The 16,188-nt window shown below is 56.7% G+C and carries 19 protein-coding genes; 5 read left to right on the top strand and 14 right to left on the bottom strand.

Going from position 1 to position 16,188, the window contains the following annotated elements:
• Positions 1–4: 4 nt before the first annotated feature.
• A complete protein-coding gene (gene sseA / locus AK59_RS0105435; protein WP_029882235.1) occupies positions 5–850 on the top strand; it encodes a 3-mercaptopyruvate sulfurtransferase in 846 nt (281 codons plus the stop codon).
• Positions 850–1,620, top strand: a complete 771-nt coding sequence (locus AK59_RS0105430; RefSeq protein ID WP_013098289.1) for a MurR/RpiR family transcriptional regulator — start codon at positions 850–852, stop codon at positions 1,618–1,620. The genes sseA and AK59_RS0105430 overlap by 1 nt, the downstream gene beginning before the upstream one ends.
• A gap of 17 nt (positions 1,621–1,637) precedes the next feature.
• On the opposite strand, the gene sseB is transcribed toward AK59_RS0105430, so the two are convergent.
• From sseB to trmJ, 11 genes are all read right to left on the bottom strand, one after another.
• The gene (gene sseB, locus AK59_RS0105425) at positions 1,638–2,414 is read right to left on the bottom strand and encodes an enhanced serine sensitivity protein SseB (RefSeq protein ID WP_029882234.1); all 777 of its coding nucleotides are present in this window, start codon (positions 2,412–2,414) and stop codon (positions 1,638–1,640) included.
• Positions 2,415–2,525: 111 nt separating this feature from the next.
• Complete coding sequence (gene pepB, locus AK59_RS0105420; protein ID WP_013098291.1) at positions 2,526–3,812, bottom strand: aminopeptidase PepB; 1,287 nt, start codon at positions 3,810–3,812, stop codon at positions 2,526–2,528.
• Between the two features lie 53 nt (positions 3,813–3,865).
• The gene (gene iscX / locus AK59_RS0105415) at positions 3,866–4,066 is read right to left on the bottom strand and encodes a Fe-S cluster assembly protein IscX (RefSeq protein WP_003860650.1); all 201 of its coding nucleotides are present in this window, start codon (positions 4,064–4,066) and stop codon (positions 3,866–3,868) included.
• A gap of 1 nt (position 4,067) precedes the next feature.
• Positions 4,068–4,403 (bottom strand): ISC system 2Fe-2S type ferredoxin, encoded by a 336-nt coding sequence (fdx, locus tag AK59_RS0105410; protein WP_003860652.1) that lies wholly within the window; start codon positions 4,401–4,403, stop codon positions 4,068–4,070.
• 1 nt (position 4,404) lies between these two features.
• Positions 4,405–6,255 (bottom strand): Fe-S protein assembly chaperone HscA, encoded by a 1,851-nt coding sequence (gene hscA, locus AK59_RS0105405; RefSeq protein ID WP_029882233.1) that lies wholly within the window; start codon positions 6,253–6,255, stop codon positions 4,405–4,407.
• Positions 6,256–6,269: 14 nt separating this feature from the next.
• Entirely contained in the window at positions 6,270–6,785 is a 516-nt protein-coding gene (gene hscB / locus AK59_RS0105400) for a co-chaperone HscB (protein ID WP_020690034.1), read from the bottom strand.
• Between the two features lie 80 nt (positions 6,786–6,865).
• A complete protein-coding gene (iscA, locus tag AK59_RS0105395; protein WP_003860659.1) occupies positions 6,866–7,189 on the bottom strand; it encodes an iron-sulfur cluster assembly protein IscA in 324 nt (107 codons plus the stop codon).
• Between the two features lie 13 nt (positions 7,190–7,202).
• On the bottom strand, positions 7,203–7,589 hold the full coding sequence (iscU, locus tag AK59_RS0105390) for a Fe-S cluster assembly scaffold IscU (RefSeq protein ID WP_003860661.1): 387 nt from the start codon (positions 7,587–7,589) through the stop codon (positions 7,203–7,205).
• A gap of 24 nt (positions 7,590–7,613) precedes the next feature.
• Positions 7,614–8,828 (bottom strand): cysteine desulfurase, encoded by a 1,215-nt coding sequence (iscS, locus tag AK59_RS0105385; RefSeq protein WP_003860663.1) that lies wholly within the window; start codon positions 8,826–8,828, stop codon positions 7,614–7,616.
• A 117-nt stretch (positions 8,829–8,945) separates the two neighbouring features.
• Positions 8,946–9,437 carry a Fe-S cluster assembly transcriptional regulator IscR gene (gene iscR, locus AK59_RS0105380; protein ID WP_013098294.1) on the bottom strand — a complete coding sequence of 164 codons (492 nt, stop codon included), beginning with the start codon at positions 9,435–9,437 and terminating at the stop codon, positions 8,946–8,948.
• A 239-nt stretch (positions 9,438–9,676) separates the two neighbouring features.
• Entirely contained in the window at positions 9,677–10,402 is a 726-nt protein-coding gene (gene trmJ / locus AK59_RS0105375) for a tRNA (cytosine(32)/uridine(32)-2'-O)-methyltransferase TrmJ (protein WP_013098295.1), read from the bottom strand.
• 131 nt (positions 10,403–10,533) lie between these two features.
• Between trmJ and suhB the strand changes: the two genes are divergently transcribed.
• Positions 10,534–11,337, top strand: a complete 804-nt coding sequence (gene suhB, locus AK59_RS0105370; RefSeq protein WP_013098296.1) for an inositol-1-monophosphatase — start codon at positions 10,534–10,536, stop codon at positions 11,335–11,337.
• A gap of 61 nt (positions 11,338–11,398) precedes the next feature.
• On the opposite strand, the gene AK59_RS0105365 is transcribed toward suhB, so the two are convergent.
• Together AK59_RS0105365 and AK59_RS0105360 are read right to left on the bottom strand one after the other, a co-directional pair.
• Complete coding sequence (locus tag AK59_RS0105365; protein ID WP_029882232.1) at positions 11,399–12,379, bottom strand: nickel/cobalt transporter; 981 nt, start codon at positions 12,377–12,379, stop codon at positions 11,399–11,401.
• Positions 12,370–13,008, bottom strand: a complete 639-nt coding sequence (locus AK59_RS0105360) for a DUF1007 family protein (RefSeq protein WP_029882231.1) — start codon at positions 13,006–13,008, stop codon at positions 12,370–12,372. Before AK59_RS0105360 ends, AK59_RS0105365 begins: the two co-directional genes overlap by 10 nt.
• Positions 13,009–13,133: 125 nt before the next feature.
• Here AK59_RS0105360 and csiE point away from each other — a divergent pair, with 125 nt between their 5' ends.
• On the top strand, positions 13,134–14,411 hold the full coding sequence (gene csiE, locus AK59_RS0105355; protein ID WP_029882230.1) for a stationary phase inducible protein CsiE: 1,278 nt from the start codon (positions 13,134–13,136) through the stop codon (positions 14,409–14,411).
• Here csiE and AK59_RS0105350 read toward each other — a convergent pair whose 3' ends face one another.
• On the bottom strand, positions 14,412–15,551 hold the full coding sequence (locus AK59_RS0105350) for a 3-phenylpropionate MFS transporter (protein WP_020690043.1): 1,140 nt from the start codon (positions 15,549–15,551) through the stop codon (positions 14,412–14,414).
• Positions 15,552–15,723: 172 nt separating this feature from the next.
• Between AK59_RS0105350 and AK59_RS0105345 the strand changes: the two genes are divergently transcribed.
• Positions 15,724–16,146 carry a DoxX family protein gene (locus AK59_RS0105345; RefSeq protein WP_013098301.1) on the top strand — a complete coding sequence of 141 codons (423 nt, stop codon included), beginning with the start codon at positions 15,724–15,726 and terminating at the stop codon, positions 16,144–16,146.
• Positions 16,147–16,188 lie beyond the last annotated feature (42 nt).

Here is a 16,188-nt window from a genome sequence, read left to right as displayed (position 1 = left end):
ACCCATGTCCACCTCATATTTTGTCTCCGCCGACTGGCTGATTGAGCACGGCGACGATCCTGAAGTGCAGATTATTGACGCGCGTATGGCTCCTCCGGGTCAGGAGCATCGTGACGTACCCGGTGAATACCGCGCAGGGCACCTGCCGGGCGCGGTATTTTTTGATATCGAAGCCCTCTCAGATCACACCTCCCCTCTGCCGCACATGCTGCCGCGCCCGGAAGCCTTCTCCGTAGCGATGCGCGAGCTGGGCATCAGCAAAGACAAACACCTCGTTGTTTATGATGAAGGTAACCTCTTCTCTGCCCCGCGCGCGTGGTGGATGCTGAAAAACTTCGGCGTCGAGAAAGTCTCGATTCTGGCGGGGGGTCTGGCTGGCTGGAAGCGCGACGAACTGCCGCTGCAGCAGGGGGACGTGACGCTGCCGGAGGGGGATTTTGACGCGACGTTTGACGCAAATGTGGTGAAACGCCTGACCGACGTGCTGGTCATCAGCCATGAAAACACTGCTCAAATCGTCGATGCGCGTCCTGCCGCACGTTTTAACGCTGAAGCGGACGAACCTCGCCCTGGCCTGAAACGCGGACACATTCCGGGAGCATTGAACGTGCCGTGGGGCGATCTGGTGTTTGAGGGCGAGCTGAAAACCACCGATGAGCTACGCGCGATTTTTGATCGTCAGGGCGTGGATTTACACCGTCCGATTATTGCCAGCTGCGGTTCCGGCGTAACGGCCTGCGTGGTGATCCTGGCGCTCGCCACGCTCGGCGTAAACGACGTCACGCTGTACGACGGTGCCTGGAGTGAGTGGGGTGCGCGGGACGATCTGCCGGTTGAACCCGCGAAATAATGGATAACCGCCTGGCCACGCTGTTAACGCGCGGGGAATCGCTGACCCGCGCGGAGTATCGCGTACTCGCCCACCTCACGGAGCATCCGCTGCTGGTGGGCAACATCACGGTGCGGGAACTGGCGCAGGCGACATTTGTCTCTACCGCGACGATTATGCGGCTGTGTCAGAAGCTGGGGTTCAGCGGGTTTAGCGAGTTTATCTGGCACTGCAAACAGCTCCTCACCGACACGCCGCATATTACGACGCAAGGAAACGCCCTTCCGCAGTTGCCTGCGCTGTTCAGCCAGTTTATTGCCAACTATCAGCAGACATTCCAGTGGGTGACCGATGAGAAGCGCCTGCAGTTTGCCGACCTGCTGCGTCACAAAGAGAGCTTCTTTCTCTACGGAGCCGGGTTTTCCTATCTGTTTGCCGAATACCTGACCAAAAAACTGCAGGTGCTGGGGAAAACGGCGTTTATCTCCGGGCCGGGTGACAGCCGGAACATTTTCCTCAGCAACGCCGCCCGTTATCAGGTATTTATTGCCGTCTCGCGCAGCGGCGAAACAGAGCAGGTGCTGGATAAAGCGCGGATCGCCAAAAACGTCGGGATGACGATTGTCGCGTTTACCCGCGCCTCGGCCAATACGCTGGCGGGCATGGCGGACGTGCACTTCGCTCTCTATGACGAGGCGGTGCATTACGCCGCGGAAGCCGCAGGGGTGACGTCGTTTGAGTCGAATCTGGTACTGCTGATGGATTTACTGCTGCTGGAAGCAACGGGGTGACAGTCACCCCGCTGTAATCAGATGATGCGGTTGGTTTTGAGATCGCGCAGGAAACCGCCCCAGCGACGCTCATAGAACGGTGTGATGTGCTCGGTAATAAAGTGACTGATGCCCTTCTCACCGTTCTTCACCTGGCAGATATCAATTGGCTCATCGCCCGGCAACGTATCAGTGGCCACACTGCCCGTCGCCTGGATGATTTCATCGATATCGCCGTCAGCTTCAATACCAATCAACAGTACCGGCTGTTCATCCGCTTGCTCTTTAATCGAACAGAGGAACGCGCGTCTTACCGGCTTCAGGGTTTTGAACAACGTGGTCAGGGAATCGATCATCTGCGCTGGCGGTTCGGCCACTTCAGAGAGCAGCAGCGTTTCGCCCCCTTCCAGCACTTCCTGGGTACTGAGCGGGTTACCCTCTTCACCAATCAGATGGCTGATTTCACGCGGCGTGAACTCTTTCCCGGTCGGCAGTTTCGCATTAAGGAACAGCGTCTGGCCCAGCGTCATTTCGAACAGCGTGCGCACCGGCATCACCACGAACGCCTGTTCGTCTTCAACGGCGGTCTGTAGCGCTTCCAGCGAGGTAAAGAACGGGATCACCGAGGTGCCGTCGTCTTTCTCCCAGTGCAGCAGATCCAGCGCGCTATCTTCAACAACCTGCTCACCTTCCGCCGCGGTTCCTGGCACCCAGACGGTGGATTCCAGCAGCGTGCGGAAAAATGCCGGACGGTGGGCGGGCTCGGTCGCCGCCTGTTCCAGCAGGGTTTCTAATTCGTTTTTGGTTTCGGACATAACAATTCCAGATGTCGAATTTTCCCCTCACCCCGGCCCTCTCCCTCAAGGGAGAGGGAGCAAACCATCCCCTCTCCCCGTGGGAGAGGGTTAGGGTGAGGGCAAAAAGCATTACTCAGCCGTCAGCAGGTTCGCCACGGTACGCACGCCCAGGCCGGTCGCGCCCGCAGACCACTGCTCAACTGCCGCTTTACGGTAGGTTGCGGAGCAGTCGATATGCAGCCAGCCTTCGTGATAGTTCTCAACGAAGTGGGACAGGAAGCCAGCTGCGGTGCTTGCACCCGCCGGGTATGCCGCGCTCGCGGTGTTATTCAGTTCGGCAAAATTAGACGGCAGCTGGCTGCGGTGGAACTCCGCCAGCGGCAGACGCCAGAACGGTTCGTTTTCTGCCGCGGCGCTTGCCAGCAGGCGGGCCGCCAGCTTGTCGTCAAAGCTGAACAGCGCATGGTAGTCGTTACCCAGCGCCGTTTTTGCCGCGCCGGTCAGGGTGGCCATATCGATAATCAACTCTGGCTTCTGGGCAGAAGCGTCGATCAGGCCATCAGCCAGCACCAGACGGCCTTCTGCATCGGTGTTCATCACTTCAACATTTTTGCCGTTGCGGTAGCGAATGATGTCGCCCAGCTTGAAGGCGTTACCGCTTACCATGTTGTCCGCGCAGCACAGGTACAGCTTCACGCGTTTTTTCAGGCCACGGGTAATCGCAAACGCCAGCGCACCAGTGATGGTTGCCGCCCCGCCCATGTCGGATTTCATGGAGTCCATGAACGCGCTCTGCTTCAGGCTGTAGCCACCGGTGTCGAAGGTGATACCTTTCCCGACCAGGCAGGCAAACACTGGCGCGTCTTTATCGCCGGTTGGGTTGTAGTCCAGCGCCAGCAGCACCGGTGGACGCTCAGAGCCACGACCCACGGTGTGAATGCCCATGTAGTTCTGCTCGCGCAGGTCTTCACCTTTGGTGATGCGATAAGACATGTTGTCGCCAGCCACGCCGCACAGCAGGTCAACGGCGCGCTGTGCCAGCTGTTCCGGCCCCAGCTCTTCTGCCGGTGCGTTAATGGTGTCACGTACCCAGTCGATAATGGTCAGGCGGCTTTCCAGCTCTTTTTGACCGGCTTCGTCAAGGTTGGCCCACTCAATTTTGCGGGTGCCTTTTGGCCCTTTATAACCGGCCCAGAACGCCCAGCTGCGGTCGGTGTCCCAGCCCTCGCCTGCCAGAGAGACATGCTTAATGCCGAGCCCATCAATTTTACGCGCGGCGCGCTGGATCAGGCCCAGATCGTCGTTGCCCGTCAGATGCAGGGTAATACCGTCGTTGTTGATACTGTAAGTGGCTTTTTCGCCCCAACGCGCATCGGCGGGTTGCGTAGAGAGCGTAATCTTCATCGCTTCGGTCATTTTATTTATCCTTATTAGCAAACGGGCCGCCTGAAGGCAGCCCGTTACGTGATTTACTCTGCTTCATCTAACCAGACTAACAGAATCGCCTCCAGAATTTTTTCATTGGATGCGTTGGGATCGTCGTCAAAATCCTCTAAATCGCAGATCCACTGATGCATATCGGTGAAGCGTACGGTTTTTGGATCGAGATCCGGGTTAGCGTCGTAGAGCGCTTCGCCGATTTCACGGCTGTCTGTCCACTTCAGTCCCATATTAATGCTCGCGTGCGTGGTTGATGGTGTAGCGTGGGAACTCCACGACCAGATCTTCGTCGGTCACCGCTGCCTGGCAGCTTAAGCGGCTGTCGGGCTCCAGACCCCATGCTTTATCCAGCATGTCATCTTCGTCTTCGGTGCTCTCGGCAAGCGAGTCGAAACCTTCACGCACAATGCAGTGGCACGTCGTGCAGGCACAGGATTTTTCACAGGCGTGTTCCACTTCGATACCTGCACGCAGGGCAACATCGAGAATGGTTTCACCGGTCTTCGCTTCCAGAACAGCGCCATCCGGACAGAGGTCCGCATGAGGCAAAATAACAATCTTTGGCATATTAAACCTCGTCCACGGACTGGCCTTTCAGCGCGACGCGGACAGATTTGTCCATGCGGCGAGCAGCAAAGTCCTGGGTTTGTTTATCAACGTTTTTAATGGCTTCTTCTATTGCGTCAGCGTCATTGCCCTGGGCGACCACGCTTAAGTGCGTAGCAGCCTCGTCAATCACCTGACGCTCAGCGGCGCTTAACAGCGCGGCATCGGCAGCGAGCGCGCCGTTCAGGCTTTCCAGCACGCGTGCGGCTTCCACTTTTTGTTCGGCCAGCATACGCGCCTTCACATCCTGCTCGGCGTAGCTCATTGAGTCCTGAATCATGGAGGCGATTTCGCCATCGGTCAGGCCGTAGGACGGCTTCACCTGAATGGACGATTCGACACCGGTCGATTTTTCCATCGCCGTGACGCTCAGCAGGCCGTCTGCATCCACCTGGAAGGTGACGCGAATATGCGCCCCGCCCGCAGGCAGCGCCGGAATGCCCCGCAGCGCAAAGCGCGCCAGCGAGCGGCAGTCCTGCACCAGTTCGCGTTCGCCCTGCATCACGTGAATGGACATGGCCGTCTGACCGTCTTTGAAGGTGGTGAACTCCTGCGCACGTGCCACCGGAATGGTGGTGTTGCGCGGAATGACTTTCTCCACCAGTCCGCCCATGGTCTCTAAACCCAGCGACAGCGGGATAACGTCCAGCAGCAGCATTTCACTGTCCGGCTTGTTGCCGACCAGAATATCCGCCTGAATCGCCGCGCCCACGGCAACCACTTTGTCCGGGTCAATGGAGGTCAGCGGCGTGCGGCCAAAGAATTCGCCTACACGCTCACGCACCAGCGGTACGCGGGTGGAGCCACCCACCATGACCACTTCCAGCACCTCATCCGCCTCAACGCCGGCATCTTTCAGCGCACGACGGCAGGCTAACAGCGTGCGTTTCACCAGGGGGGCGATCAGATCGTTAAACTGTTCACGGGCGATCTCACCCTGCCAGCCCGCCACGTTCACACTGACTGACTCAGCATCGCTTAGCGCAATTTTGGCCTCGATGGCCGCATCCAGCAGTTCACGCTGTACGCGGGCATCGCTGCGATCGCTGATGCCCGCCTGCTCACGAATGTAATCCGCCAGCAGATGGTCAAAGTCATCGCCGCCCAGCGCGGAGTCCCCGCCGGTCGCCAGTACTTCAAACACCCCACGGCTTAAGCGCAGGATCGAGATATCAAAGGTACCGCCGCCGAGATCGTAAACCGCAATCACCCCTTCCTGACCGGAGTCGAGGCCGTAGGCAATCGCTGCCGCTGTCGGTTCGTTCAGCAGGCGCAGCACGTGCAGGCCCGCCAGACGCGCGGCGTCTTTGGTGCCCTGACGCTGTGCGTCATCAAAGTAGGCCGGAACGGTAATCACCACACCGTCTAAATCGCCGCCGAGCGTTGCCGTGGCACGCTCCGCCAGCGCTTTTAGGATGTCAGCGGATACGCGAATTGGGTTCAGCAGCCCGGCCGCAGTCGCAATCATCGGCAGGCCGTTTTCACTGGCCTGCAGCTGATACGGCAGATGCGGGTAACGGGTCTGAATATCGGCCAGCGAGCGGCCCATCATCCGCTTAACGGAGCTGATGGTATTCGCCGGATCGCGCGCGGCGTTAGTGCGGGCATCAAAGCCCACCGCGTGGCCCTGCTGCTGGTAGTGGACCACGGAAGGCAGCAGATGGCGGCCCTGCTCGTCAGCCAGCGTCTCCGCCTGGCCGCTACGCACGGTTGCCACGAGGGAATTGGTGGTGCCGAGATCAATACCCACCGCCAGACGACGCTGGTGCGGTGCGGCACTTAAGCCAGGCTCACTAATTTGTAATAAGGCCATAATTGCTTCCGAAATTAAAAATCGAGCAGCTTTTCTTCGAGTTGTTCAGCACTGCTTCGCAGTTTATCGAGAAAACGGAGTTTGCGCACAGTGTCTGCCGCCACGTCCCAGGTCTCGTTGTTCAGTTGCGCCACCATCTGCTGATGGCGGGTATCAAACATGCCCTTCACGCGCGTGATGAACCCTTCCAGACGCGCTTCGTCTTTGGCCTGTTCAATCTCATCCAGCTCTTCGCGAAGCGTAAGCTGTTCCATCAGAAACGCCGTGTCGCGTACGGTGTGTTGTTCGCTCGCCAGATCAAAGCCGTGGAGCGAAAGCAGATATTCAGCACGCGCCAGCGGATGGCGCAGCGTCTGCCAGGCCTGGTTGATGGTCGCGGATTGCGACACCGCAGCCAGTTGTTCAGCCTGAGTACCGCTGGCGAATTTGTCCGGATGATACTGACGCTGCAGGTCCTGAAAACGGATCGTCAGCGCCTGGAGATCAATCGGGTATTGAGCGGGTAAACCGAAGAGAGTGAAGTAATCCATAACAATCTCAGGGGTAGCCTGTTAGAACAAACCCCACGCGTAGCAAATAAAGCCACGGTGGGGTTTCGGATGACGCGCGATTAAACGTGGAAGCTTTCGCCGCAACCACACTCGTCTTTGACGTTCGGGTTCGTGAATTTGAACCCTTCGTTCAGGCCTTCTTTTACAAAGTCCAGCTGAGTGCCGTTGAGGAATTGCAGGCTTTTGCCATCGACCACCACCTTCACGCCCTTGTCTTCAAACACAGTGTCATCGGACGCTGGTTCGTCAACAAACTCCAGTACGTAAGCCATACCAGAACAGCCGGAGGTACGTACGCCCAGTCGCAGGCCAAAGCCTTTACCACGGTTCGCCAGAAAAGAGCTTACTCGCGCGGCAGCGCTGTCGCTAAGGGTAATCGACATACTCAAACCTCAATTATTTTGCTTCACGTTTGCTTTTGTAATCCGCAATGGCGGCTTTGATCGCGTCTTCTGCCAGGATAGAACAGTGAATTTTCACCGGTGGCAGTTCGAGTTCTTCAGCAATATCCGTGTTCTTGATTGCCTGTGCTTCGTCCAGAGACTTGCCCTTCACCCACTCGGTGACCAGGGAGCTGGACGCGATAGCAGAACCGCAGCCGTAGGTCTTGAAGCGCGCGTCTTCAATGATACCTTCATTGTTGACTTTAATCTGCAACTTCATCACGTCGCCACAGGCTGGCGCGCCAACCATACCGCTACCTACGCTCTCGTCGCTGTTGTCAAAAGAGCCAACGTTGCGCGGGTTCTCGTAATGATCGATAACTTTTTCGCTGTATGCCATGATTGAATTCTCCTTATGTACCGATTAGTGATGTGACCATTCAATGCTGTTCAGATCCACGCCCTGCTTGAACATTTCCCACAGTGGAGAAAGGTCACGCAGACGGCCGATGGAGTTGCGAACCAGCTTGATGGTGTAGTCAATCTCTTCTTCGGTAGTGAAACGACCTAAAGAGAAACGGATAGAGCTGTGTGCCAGCTCGTCAGTCATACCCAGCGCGCGCAGCACGTAGGATGGCTCCAGGCTTGCAGACGTACAGGCAGAACCGGAAGAGACCGCCAGGTCTTTCAGCGCCATGATCAGCGATTCGCCTTCAACATAGTTGAAGCTCACGTTGAGGATGTTGGGTGCGCCCTGCTCGAGATCGCCGTTCAGATACACTTCTTCCATATCTTTCACGCCGTCCCACAGACGGTTACGGAGCGTGCGCAGGCGCGCCATCTCGGTTTCCATCTCTTCTTTCGCAATGCGGTAAGCTTCGCCCATGCCCACGATCTGGTGAACAGGCAGCGTACCGGAACGCATGCCGCGCTCGTGTCCGCCACCGTGCATCTGCGCTTCAATGCGGATACGTGGTTTACGACGAACGTACAGCGCGCCGATACCTTTCGGGCCATAGATTTTGTGGCCGGAGAAGGACATCAGGTCGACTTTCAGCTGGCTCAGGTCGATAGGCAGTTTGCCCACGCTCTGAGTCGCATCAACGTGATAGATGATGCCGCGCGCACGGCACATTTCGCCGATGGTCGCAATATCCTGCACCACGCCGATTTCGTTGTTTACATGCATGATGGAAACCAGGATGGTGTCATCACGCATCGCCGCTTCGAGCTCTTTCAGGTCAATAATACCGTTGCTCTGTGGCGCCAGGTAAGTGACTTCAAAGCCTTCACGCTCGAGCTGACGGCAGGTGTCCAGCACAGCTTTATGTTCGGTTTTGCTGGTGATGATGTGCTTGCCTTTTTTCTGATAAAAGTTGGCTGCACCTTTGATCGCCAGGTTGTCGGATTCGGTCGCACCGGAGGTGAACACAATCTCACGCGGGTCGGCACCCACCAGGTCAGCAATCTGATTACGGGCGATATCCACCGCCTCTTCAGCATGCCAGCCAAAACGGTGTGAACGGGAAGCTGGGTTACCAAAGTTTCCGTCCAGGGTCAGACACTGCATCATTTTCTCGGCAACACGCGGGTCCACCGGCGTGGTTGCGGAGTAGTCGAGATAAATCGGTAATTTCATTGCTCTATAAACTCCGTACATCGCTTCAATGCAAGGAATCAGGCAACCGGCTGGATGTACGACCGAGTACACGGGGCAGCTTCGCCCCGGCCTGATTCTGAAATACTTATCTTTTTATTACGCGCGTAATTTAACGTCGATAGCGTCCTGCGCGCGGGTGCTGCGTTGAGATTCCTGGCTGTGCTGACGGCCCGATACATCCAGAACTTCCTGGTTATTCACCAGTTCACCAAGGGTGATGTTGTTCAGGAAGCCGGTCAGGCGGTCGCTCAGATCGCGCCACAGCGCGTGGGTCAGGCACTTATCGCCGCCCTGGCAGCCACCTTTCCCCTGGCAACGGGTCGCGTCAACGGATTCGTCAACCGCACTAATGACTTCGCCAACCGCAATACTGCCCGCGTCTTTACCCAGCAGATAACCGCCGCCTGGGCCACGAACGCTGGAAACCAGTCCATTTTTACGCAGTCTGGAGAACAGCTGTTCCAGATAAGAGAGGGAGATCCCTTGTCGTTCAGAAATATCAGCCAACGGAACCGGGCCCGCTTCGGAGTTGAGCGCAACGTCCAGCATCGCGGTTACGGCATAACGCCCTTTAGATGTCAGTCTCATGTCTTACTTAACCTCAAACTCGCCCCTGCCCGGGGTTTTTTATAGTAAAATGGGGTATTGCATAGCAGGGCCAAGTCTGACATTCCTGACTAAATTGGTCAACTATTTACTTGACTGTTTTAGTCAGGTATTTAACCTTCCGTGCTCTCATTGTTTTTGTCGGGTGGCGCTACGCTTACCCGACCTACAAAAGCGTAGGCCCGTGCAAGCGCAGCGCCGCCGGGCAACAACGCGCACCGTTATTCTTTATTCTTCTGCTCAATCGACGCCAGAATCCCACGCAGGATGTTCAGCTCCTGGCTTTCCGGACGCGCACGGGTGAACAGACGACGCAGCTTATTCATCACCTGCCCCGGATGGCCTTCGCGGATAAAACCGGTAGAGAGCAGCGTCTGCTCCAGGTGACCATAGAAGCGCTCCAGATCGTCTACCAGCGGATAGGCGGTCTCTTCTTTCGGTTCTGCCACTTTCTCCTGGGTCGCCAGCCAGGCCATCCGCACTTCGTAGGCAATGACCTGTACCGCCATCGCCAGGTTCAGCGAGCTGTATTCCGGGTTCGCCGCAATCGCGACGTGGTAATGGCACTTTTGCAGTTCGTCATTGGTCAGGCCGACGCGCTCACGCCCAAACACCAGCGCCACAGGCGCCTGTTCCGCTTCTGAGACACTTTTCAGGCCGCATTCGCGCGGGTCCAGCATTGGCCACGGCAGCGTACGGGAACGCGCGCTGGTACCGACGACCAGACTGCAACCCGCCAGCGCTTCGTCCAGGGTATCAACAATTTGCGCGTTGCCAATCACGTCGCTGGCACCGGCGGCCAGTGCGATGGCCTGAGAGTCCGGTTTCACCAGCGGATTAACCAGCCACAGATTCGTTAAGCCCATGGTTTTCATAGCGCGGGCAACGGAGCCCATATTGCCGGTATGCGATGTTTCGACCAGCACGATTCGAATGTTTTGCAGCATAGTTTTGGATGTCTGAATTCAGTGTCTAAAGAATATTCGGGCATATTATCATAAACGAGAGACATATTCCGATCCCGCTGCTATACTCTGCGCCGATTTTCCTGTTCTTTAACATCCAGTGAGAGAGACCGATGCATCCGATGCTGACCATCGCCGTGCGCGCAGCGCGCAAGGCGGGTAATGTAATTGCCAAACACTACGAAACGCCAGACTCCGTAGAAACCAGCCAGAAAGGCAGCAATGATTTCGTGACTAACGTCGATAAAGCCGCAGAAGCGATTATTATCGAAACGATCCGCAAATCTTACCCACAGCACACCATCATCACCGAAGAAAGCGGTGAACATGAAGGTACCGATCAGGATGTTCAATGGGTTATCGATCCACTGGATGGCACCACCAACTTCGTTAAACGCCTGCCACACTTCTCTGTGTCTATCGCAGTACGCATTAAAGGCCGTACTGAAGTTGCCGTTGTTTATGATCCAATGCGTAACGAACTGTTCACCGCTACCCGCGGTCAGGGCGCGCAGCTGAACGGTTACCGTCTGCGCTGCAGCAATGCACGCGATCTGGACGGCACCATTCTGGCGACCGGTTTCCCGTTCAAGGCGAAACAGCACGCAACCACCTACATGAATATCCTCGGCAAACTGTTCACCGAATGCGCGGACTTCCGTCGCACCGGCTCTGCCGCGCTGGATCTGGCCTACGTGGCGACCGGCCGCGTTGACGGTTACTTCGAACTGGCGCTGAAGCCGTGGGACTTTGCTGCGGGCGAGCTGATCGCGCGTGAAGCAGGCGCACTGGTATGCGATTTCACCGGCGGCCATAACTATATGTCTACCGGCAACATCGTTGCAGGTAACCCACGCGTTGTTAAAGCCATGCTGGCAAACATGCGTGATGAACTGAGCGATGCGCTGAAGCGTTAATCCCGGTAATTCCCTCTCCCTGTGGGAGAGGGTCAGGGTGAGGACATCAGACCGCACCCTACTAAAACGGCCGCAATCCCCTTCCCACCGGCACCGCACTCATCCACATCGTCACCGCCGCTACCAGCAGAATCACCCCGCCCGCCAGCGCGAGCGTCGTCCAGCCTACCTGTCGCCACAGCACCGGCGTTTTATTGCCGCTGAGTTTTACCGCCAGTTGACGGAAGCTGTGAACCAGTAATGCCAGTGACGAAATGGTCAGGGACGTTCCTGCCGCCATAGCCAGCGCAGAGAGCATGCCCCAGCCGAATACGCCAATCACTTTGCTGAACAGCAGCACCATGATCGCGCCTGAACATGGTCGCATCCCCATTGAAAGAACAATCATCACCCGCGCACGCCAGTCGTCGCCGCTCTGCAACTGCGCCTGCGTAGGCAGATGCTGATGTCCGCAGCCGCAGTGGGCATCATGGACATGATGTGGCGTAAAGGATTTGAAGGTTGGCTTTTGCAGCAGGACGCGCAATTTTTTCAGCGCCCGCCAGCAGAGGATCCCCCCCAGCACGCCCACCAGCGCATAACTTCCCTTCTCCAGCCAGAAACTGCTCAGATGCAGCTGACGAGCGGGAAGCTGTAACAGCGAGAGGACGACCACTACCAGCCCGATAGCGACGCCGCCCTGCAGAAGCGAAGAGGCCAGCGTCAGACCGATGCTCGATTTCAGCTTCGAGGGATGCGTGGCAAGCCAGGTAGCGATCACAATCTTGCCATGCCCCGGCCCCAGCGCATGCAGCACCCCGTAGACAAAACTGAATGCCAGCAGGGAACCACCTGCTTTTGTCGGGTTATCCGCCACCGCCTTGAGTAGCCCACTCATCTGCTGGTTAACGTCACGCTGCCAGAGAATGCTTTTCATCATAACCTGCGGCCAGGCCTGCCATAACCACAGCGCGCCGCACACGGCCAGCAACAAAAAGAGCACCAGCGGCCAGAGATGAAGCCAGCGACGTGGTTTGCGGGCGGAAGAGGCGATCACTGACATTGTAACGTCACCTGCTGTGCAAACTGTTTACCCAGTTCCATATCTTCAGGAGGGGCATCCTCTTTATCCAGAGAGACGGCGAAGTTGAGCGTCTCTTCGCTGGGTTTTGGCGTATGAACAGCGAGTTTGCAGGATTTTTGCAGGGTAGTCGGTAGCGTCACGTCACTCTCCTTCGCATAGCTCATATCGACGTAATAGGTGGGGTCGAAGGTGGAAAAGGTATACGTCTGTCCTGCCAGCGGCTGAGGATGCGCCAGCGGGAGAACAAACGTCAGCACCGCCTGATGACCGTCGCGCGACATGCCGTACTCCGTCGGGCGATTCATAAACTTCACCTTTTGTCCGTTATGCCAGAACTCGGTGAAGTAGTGCTGTGCCAGTACGTTGGCCATGACCTCCGCCGCCAGCTTTTTCCAGATCTCATCGCCTGGCTTTGCATTTCCCGCGTCATACAGGAGATCGGCCGAGGTGATTTCATCCATCGTCCAGCGCATTTTCAGGCCGCTCAACTGGGTTCCGTCAGTCACCAGCTCGGTTTTGAGACTGATAAAACTGTGAGGATGCGCGCCGGCGGTGAAAGTGATAACCGCCAAAAATAACGCCATCGCGCTGTGTTTAACTGTTTGCATCAATTCCTCACGTCAAAAATTCTGTGATGTTCGCCAGCAATCCTGAGTGAAAGGGCTGCCGGTACGCTTTTCAGCGTCGATCCTTTAGCTATTCTTACCAGACATTCACACTGGATACCCAACAGATGATGACAACGCTTGAAATTCCATCTGTGCTTTCCAGTTCGCAGCGCCGCTGCCAGGTGCTTTTGATGCTTTACCTGCCCGATGCTGCCGTCACCGCACAGAGCATAATCGCAACCAACGGCGTGGACGACGCCATGGCACGGCAAGATATAGCCGAGACGCGCGATGAAATCCAGCGCTATCACCGGCTGGACATTGTCACGCACCATGACGGCAGCTACCGGATTGAAGGCACGGTCCTGAATCAGCGTTTATGTCTGCTGCACTGGCTGCGCAGGGCGCTCCGCCTGTGCCCACATTTTGTTTCGCAACAGTTTACCCCGGCGCTTAAAACCGCGCTTAAACAGCAGGGCATCGCGCGTCCGCTTTATGACGATACGAATCTGCGGGCGTTGATCAGCTTCTGTTCCCGAAAGCTACAGCGCCCCTTTGACTGCCGTGACGTGCAATTTTTACAGCTCTTCTTGCAGTATTGTCTGATCCAGCATCACCTGGGCAATACGCCGCAGTTTTCCCCCGTTCAGCGCAACTGGACACAGTCGCGAGGGGAATACTTTACGGCGCAGGAAATTGTGCGTCACTGGAAACGCCGCGTGCCGCAGGGGACCCACAGCGACGAACAACTGTTCCTCGCGCTGCTGTTTATGATGCTGCGCACGCCCGATCCGGTGCTCGATAAACATCAGCAGGATCAGCGTCTGCGCCGGGCCATCGTGCGGATGATTGCCCGTTTTCGCGCCCAGACAGGAATGAACTTCAGCGATGAACAAGGGCTGACCGATCAGCTCTACGTTCATCTGGCACAGGCGCTGGACCGGTCGCTGTTTGAGATCGGCATCGACAACAGCCTGCCAGAAGAGATCCATCGCCTTTACCCCCGTCTGTTACGCACCACCAAGGAGGCGTTGTTTGAGCTGGAAACGGAGTTTGGCCTGCGTTTTTCTGATGAAGAGATGAGTCTGGTGGCGGTGATTTTTGGCGCCTGGCTGATGCAGGAGACCGATCTGCACGAAAAACAGGTGGTGTTATTAACCGGAGAGGATAAATCCTGTGAAGAGGTGATTGAACAGCAGCTACGCGAACTAACGCTGCTGCCGCTCAATATTCGTTATCTGACGCTGCAGGCTTTTCAGAAAGAGGGAGCTCCGCGCGAAGCGGCGCTGGTCATTACCCCTTACCCCACCGCCCTGCCCCTGTTCTCACCGCCGCTGATCCACGCCGTGGAATCGCTGAACGCACAGCAGCAAGAACATATTCGCGCCATGCTGGAATCGTAGTCAGGCGCGCGCGGCCACTTTCGGGCGAATAAACATCGCCGGTAGCGCGACCAGTGCCATTACCCAGAACACGCCGTGTCCCAGATGTTGATACAGGAAGCCCGCAAAGACCGTCATCACGGCAATGCTGCCGCCCATCGCCACCGCAGAATAGACCGCCTGCAAGCGAATCACATCCCCGCCTTCACGCGCGGCGATATAGCGCATGGCCGCCAGATGGCAGACGGTAAAGGTGCCGCAGTGCAGAATTTGCGCCACGATCAGCCAGGGCAGTTCGGTCGTCCAGCCCATAATGCCCCACCGCGCCACGCCACACACGGCGGAGAGCAGCAGCAGGTCGCGCGCGCCGAAGCGGCGAAACAGTTTCTTGCTGAGCGCAAAGATAATCACTTCGGCCACCACGCCAAGCGACCACAGGTAGCCCACGGCAGAGGCAGAGTAACCGGCGCCCTGCCAGTAAATGGCGCTGAAGCCGTAATACGCCGCGTGCGCCCCCTGAAGCAGGCAGACGCAGGCCAGAAAACGCCAGCTTTGCGCCACCAGGCTTCGCCAGGCGGGCCAGCCTGCGCTTTCCTGATGGCGACTTTCGCCTTGCGGCATGACTGACGGTCGCAGCAGCATGCCCAGCAACATCGAGGCGATACCGATGCTTAGCAGGGCCAGAATGGCGTGGTAATCGTAAAGGCTGACCAGTTTCCCCACCAGCGCAGAGCCAATCACAAACGCAATGGAGCCCCACAGGCGCACGCGACCGTAGTCCATGGTGATCTGCTTTTGCCAGGTGTTTGCCAGGGCGTCCGTCAGGGGAACCAGCGGGGAGAAGAACAGGTTAAAGCCGACCATCACCACCATCAGCCAGGCAAACTGATGGCTGACCCAGAAGCAGGCCACAAAGACCAGCGTTAACAGGGCAAGAATACGCACCGCTTTGATGAGTAAGGAGGGATCGCTGACGCGCGGTGCAATCAGCAGGCTGCCAAGGAAACGCGCCACCAGCCCCGCCCCCAGCAGGACACCGATGGTTTCCGGAGTAAGGCCAATTCCCTTGAGCCAGACGCTCCAGAAAGGCAGAAAAATACCGTAACTAAAGAAATAGGTGAAATAGCTGAGCGCCAGCCAGCGCGTGGAATGCAAGACCATGAATCCCTCCCGAAATGGAGGCCATAGTCTGGCGAGAATATAAAAATTAAGCAAGTAGATAGCCTGCTATAAATTAACGAAAAATTAACATTCCTTGCAGTCGTCTGGCTTATGGCAGGGAACGAAAATGTATATTACGTTTAAATTACTCCACTTGCAGAGGTTTTCTGCCATGAACTCACTTCGCTATTTCGATTTCGGTCAGTCACGCCACCTGTTGTTGTTGATTGCCCGTATCGCGCTTGTCGTACTCTTTATTATCTTCGGCTATCCAAAACTGACGGGGTTTAACGGCACCGTACAATATATGACGTCGCTTGGCGCGCCAATGCCCATGCTGGCGGCCATTATCGCCGTGGTGATGGAAGTCCCTGCCGCCATCCTGATCGTGCTGGGCTTTTTCACCCGCCCTCTCGCCGTATTGTTTGTGTTCTACACGCTGGGCACGGCAGTTATTGGTCACCATTACTGGGACATGACCGGGGATGCGGTTGTGCCGAATATGATTAATTTCTACAAGAACGTCAGTATTGCGGGCGCATTTATCCTGCTGGCGATTGTGGGACCGGGAGCAATATCCCTCGACCGACGTTAAGACATAAAAAAAGGCCGCAAACGCGGCCTTTTTATTTCTGCT

It is taken from the genome of Enterobacter sp. T1-1 (assembly GCF_000710795.1).
Lineage (GTDB): Bacteria > Pseudomonadota > Gammaproteobacteria > Enterobacterales > Enterobacteriaceae > Enterobacter > Enterobacter cloacae.
This window is presented reverse-complemented; position numbering and strand designations above follow the sequence as displayed.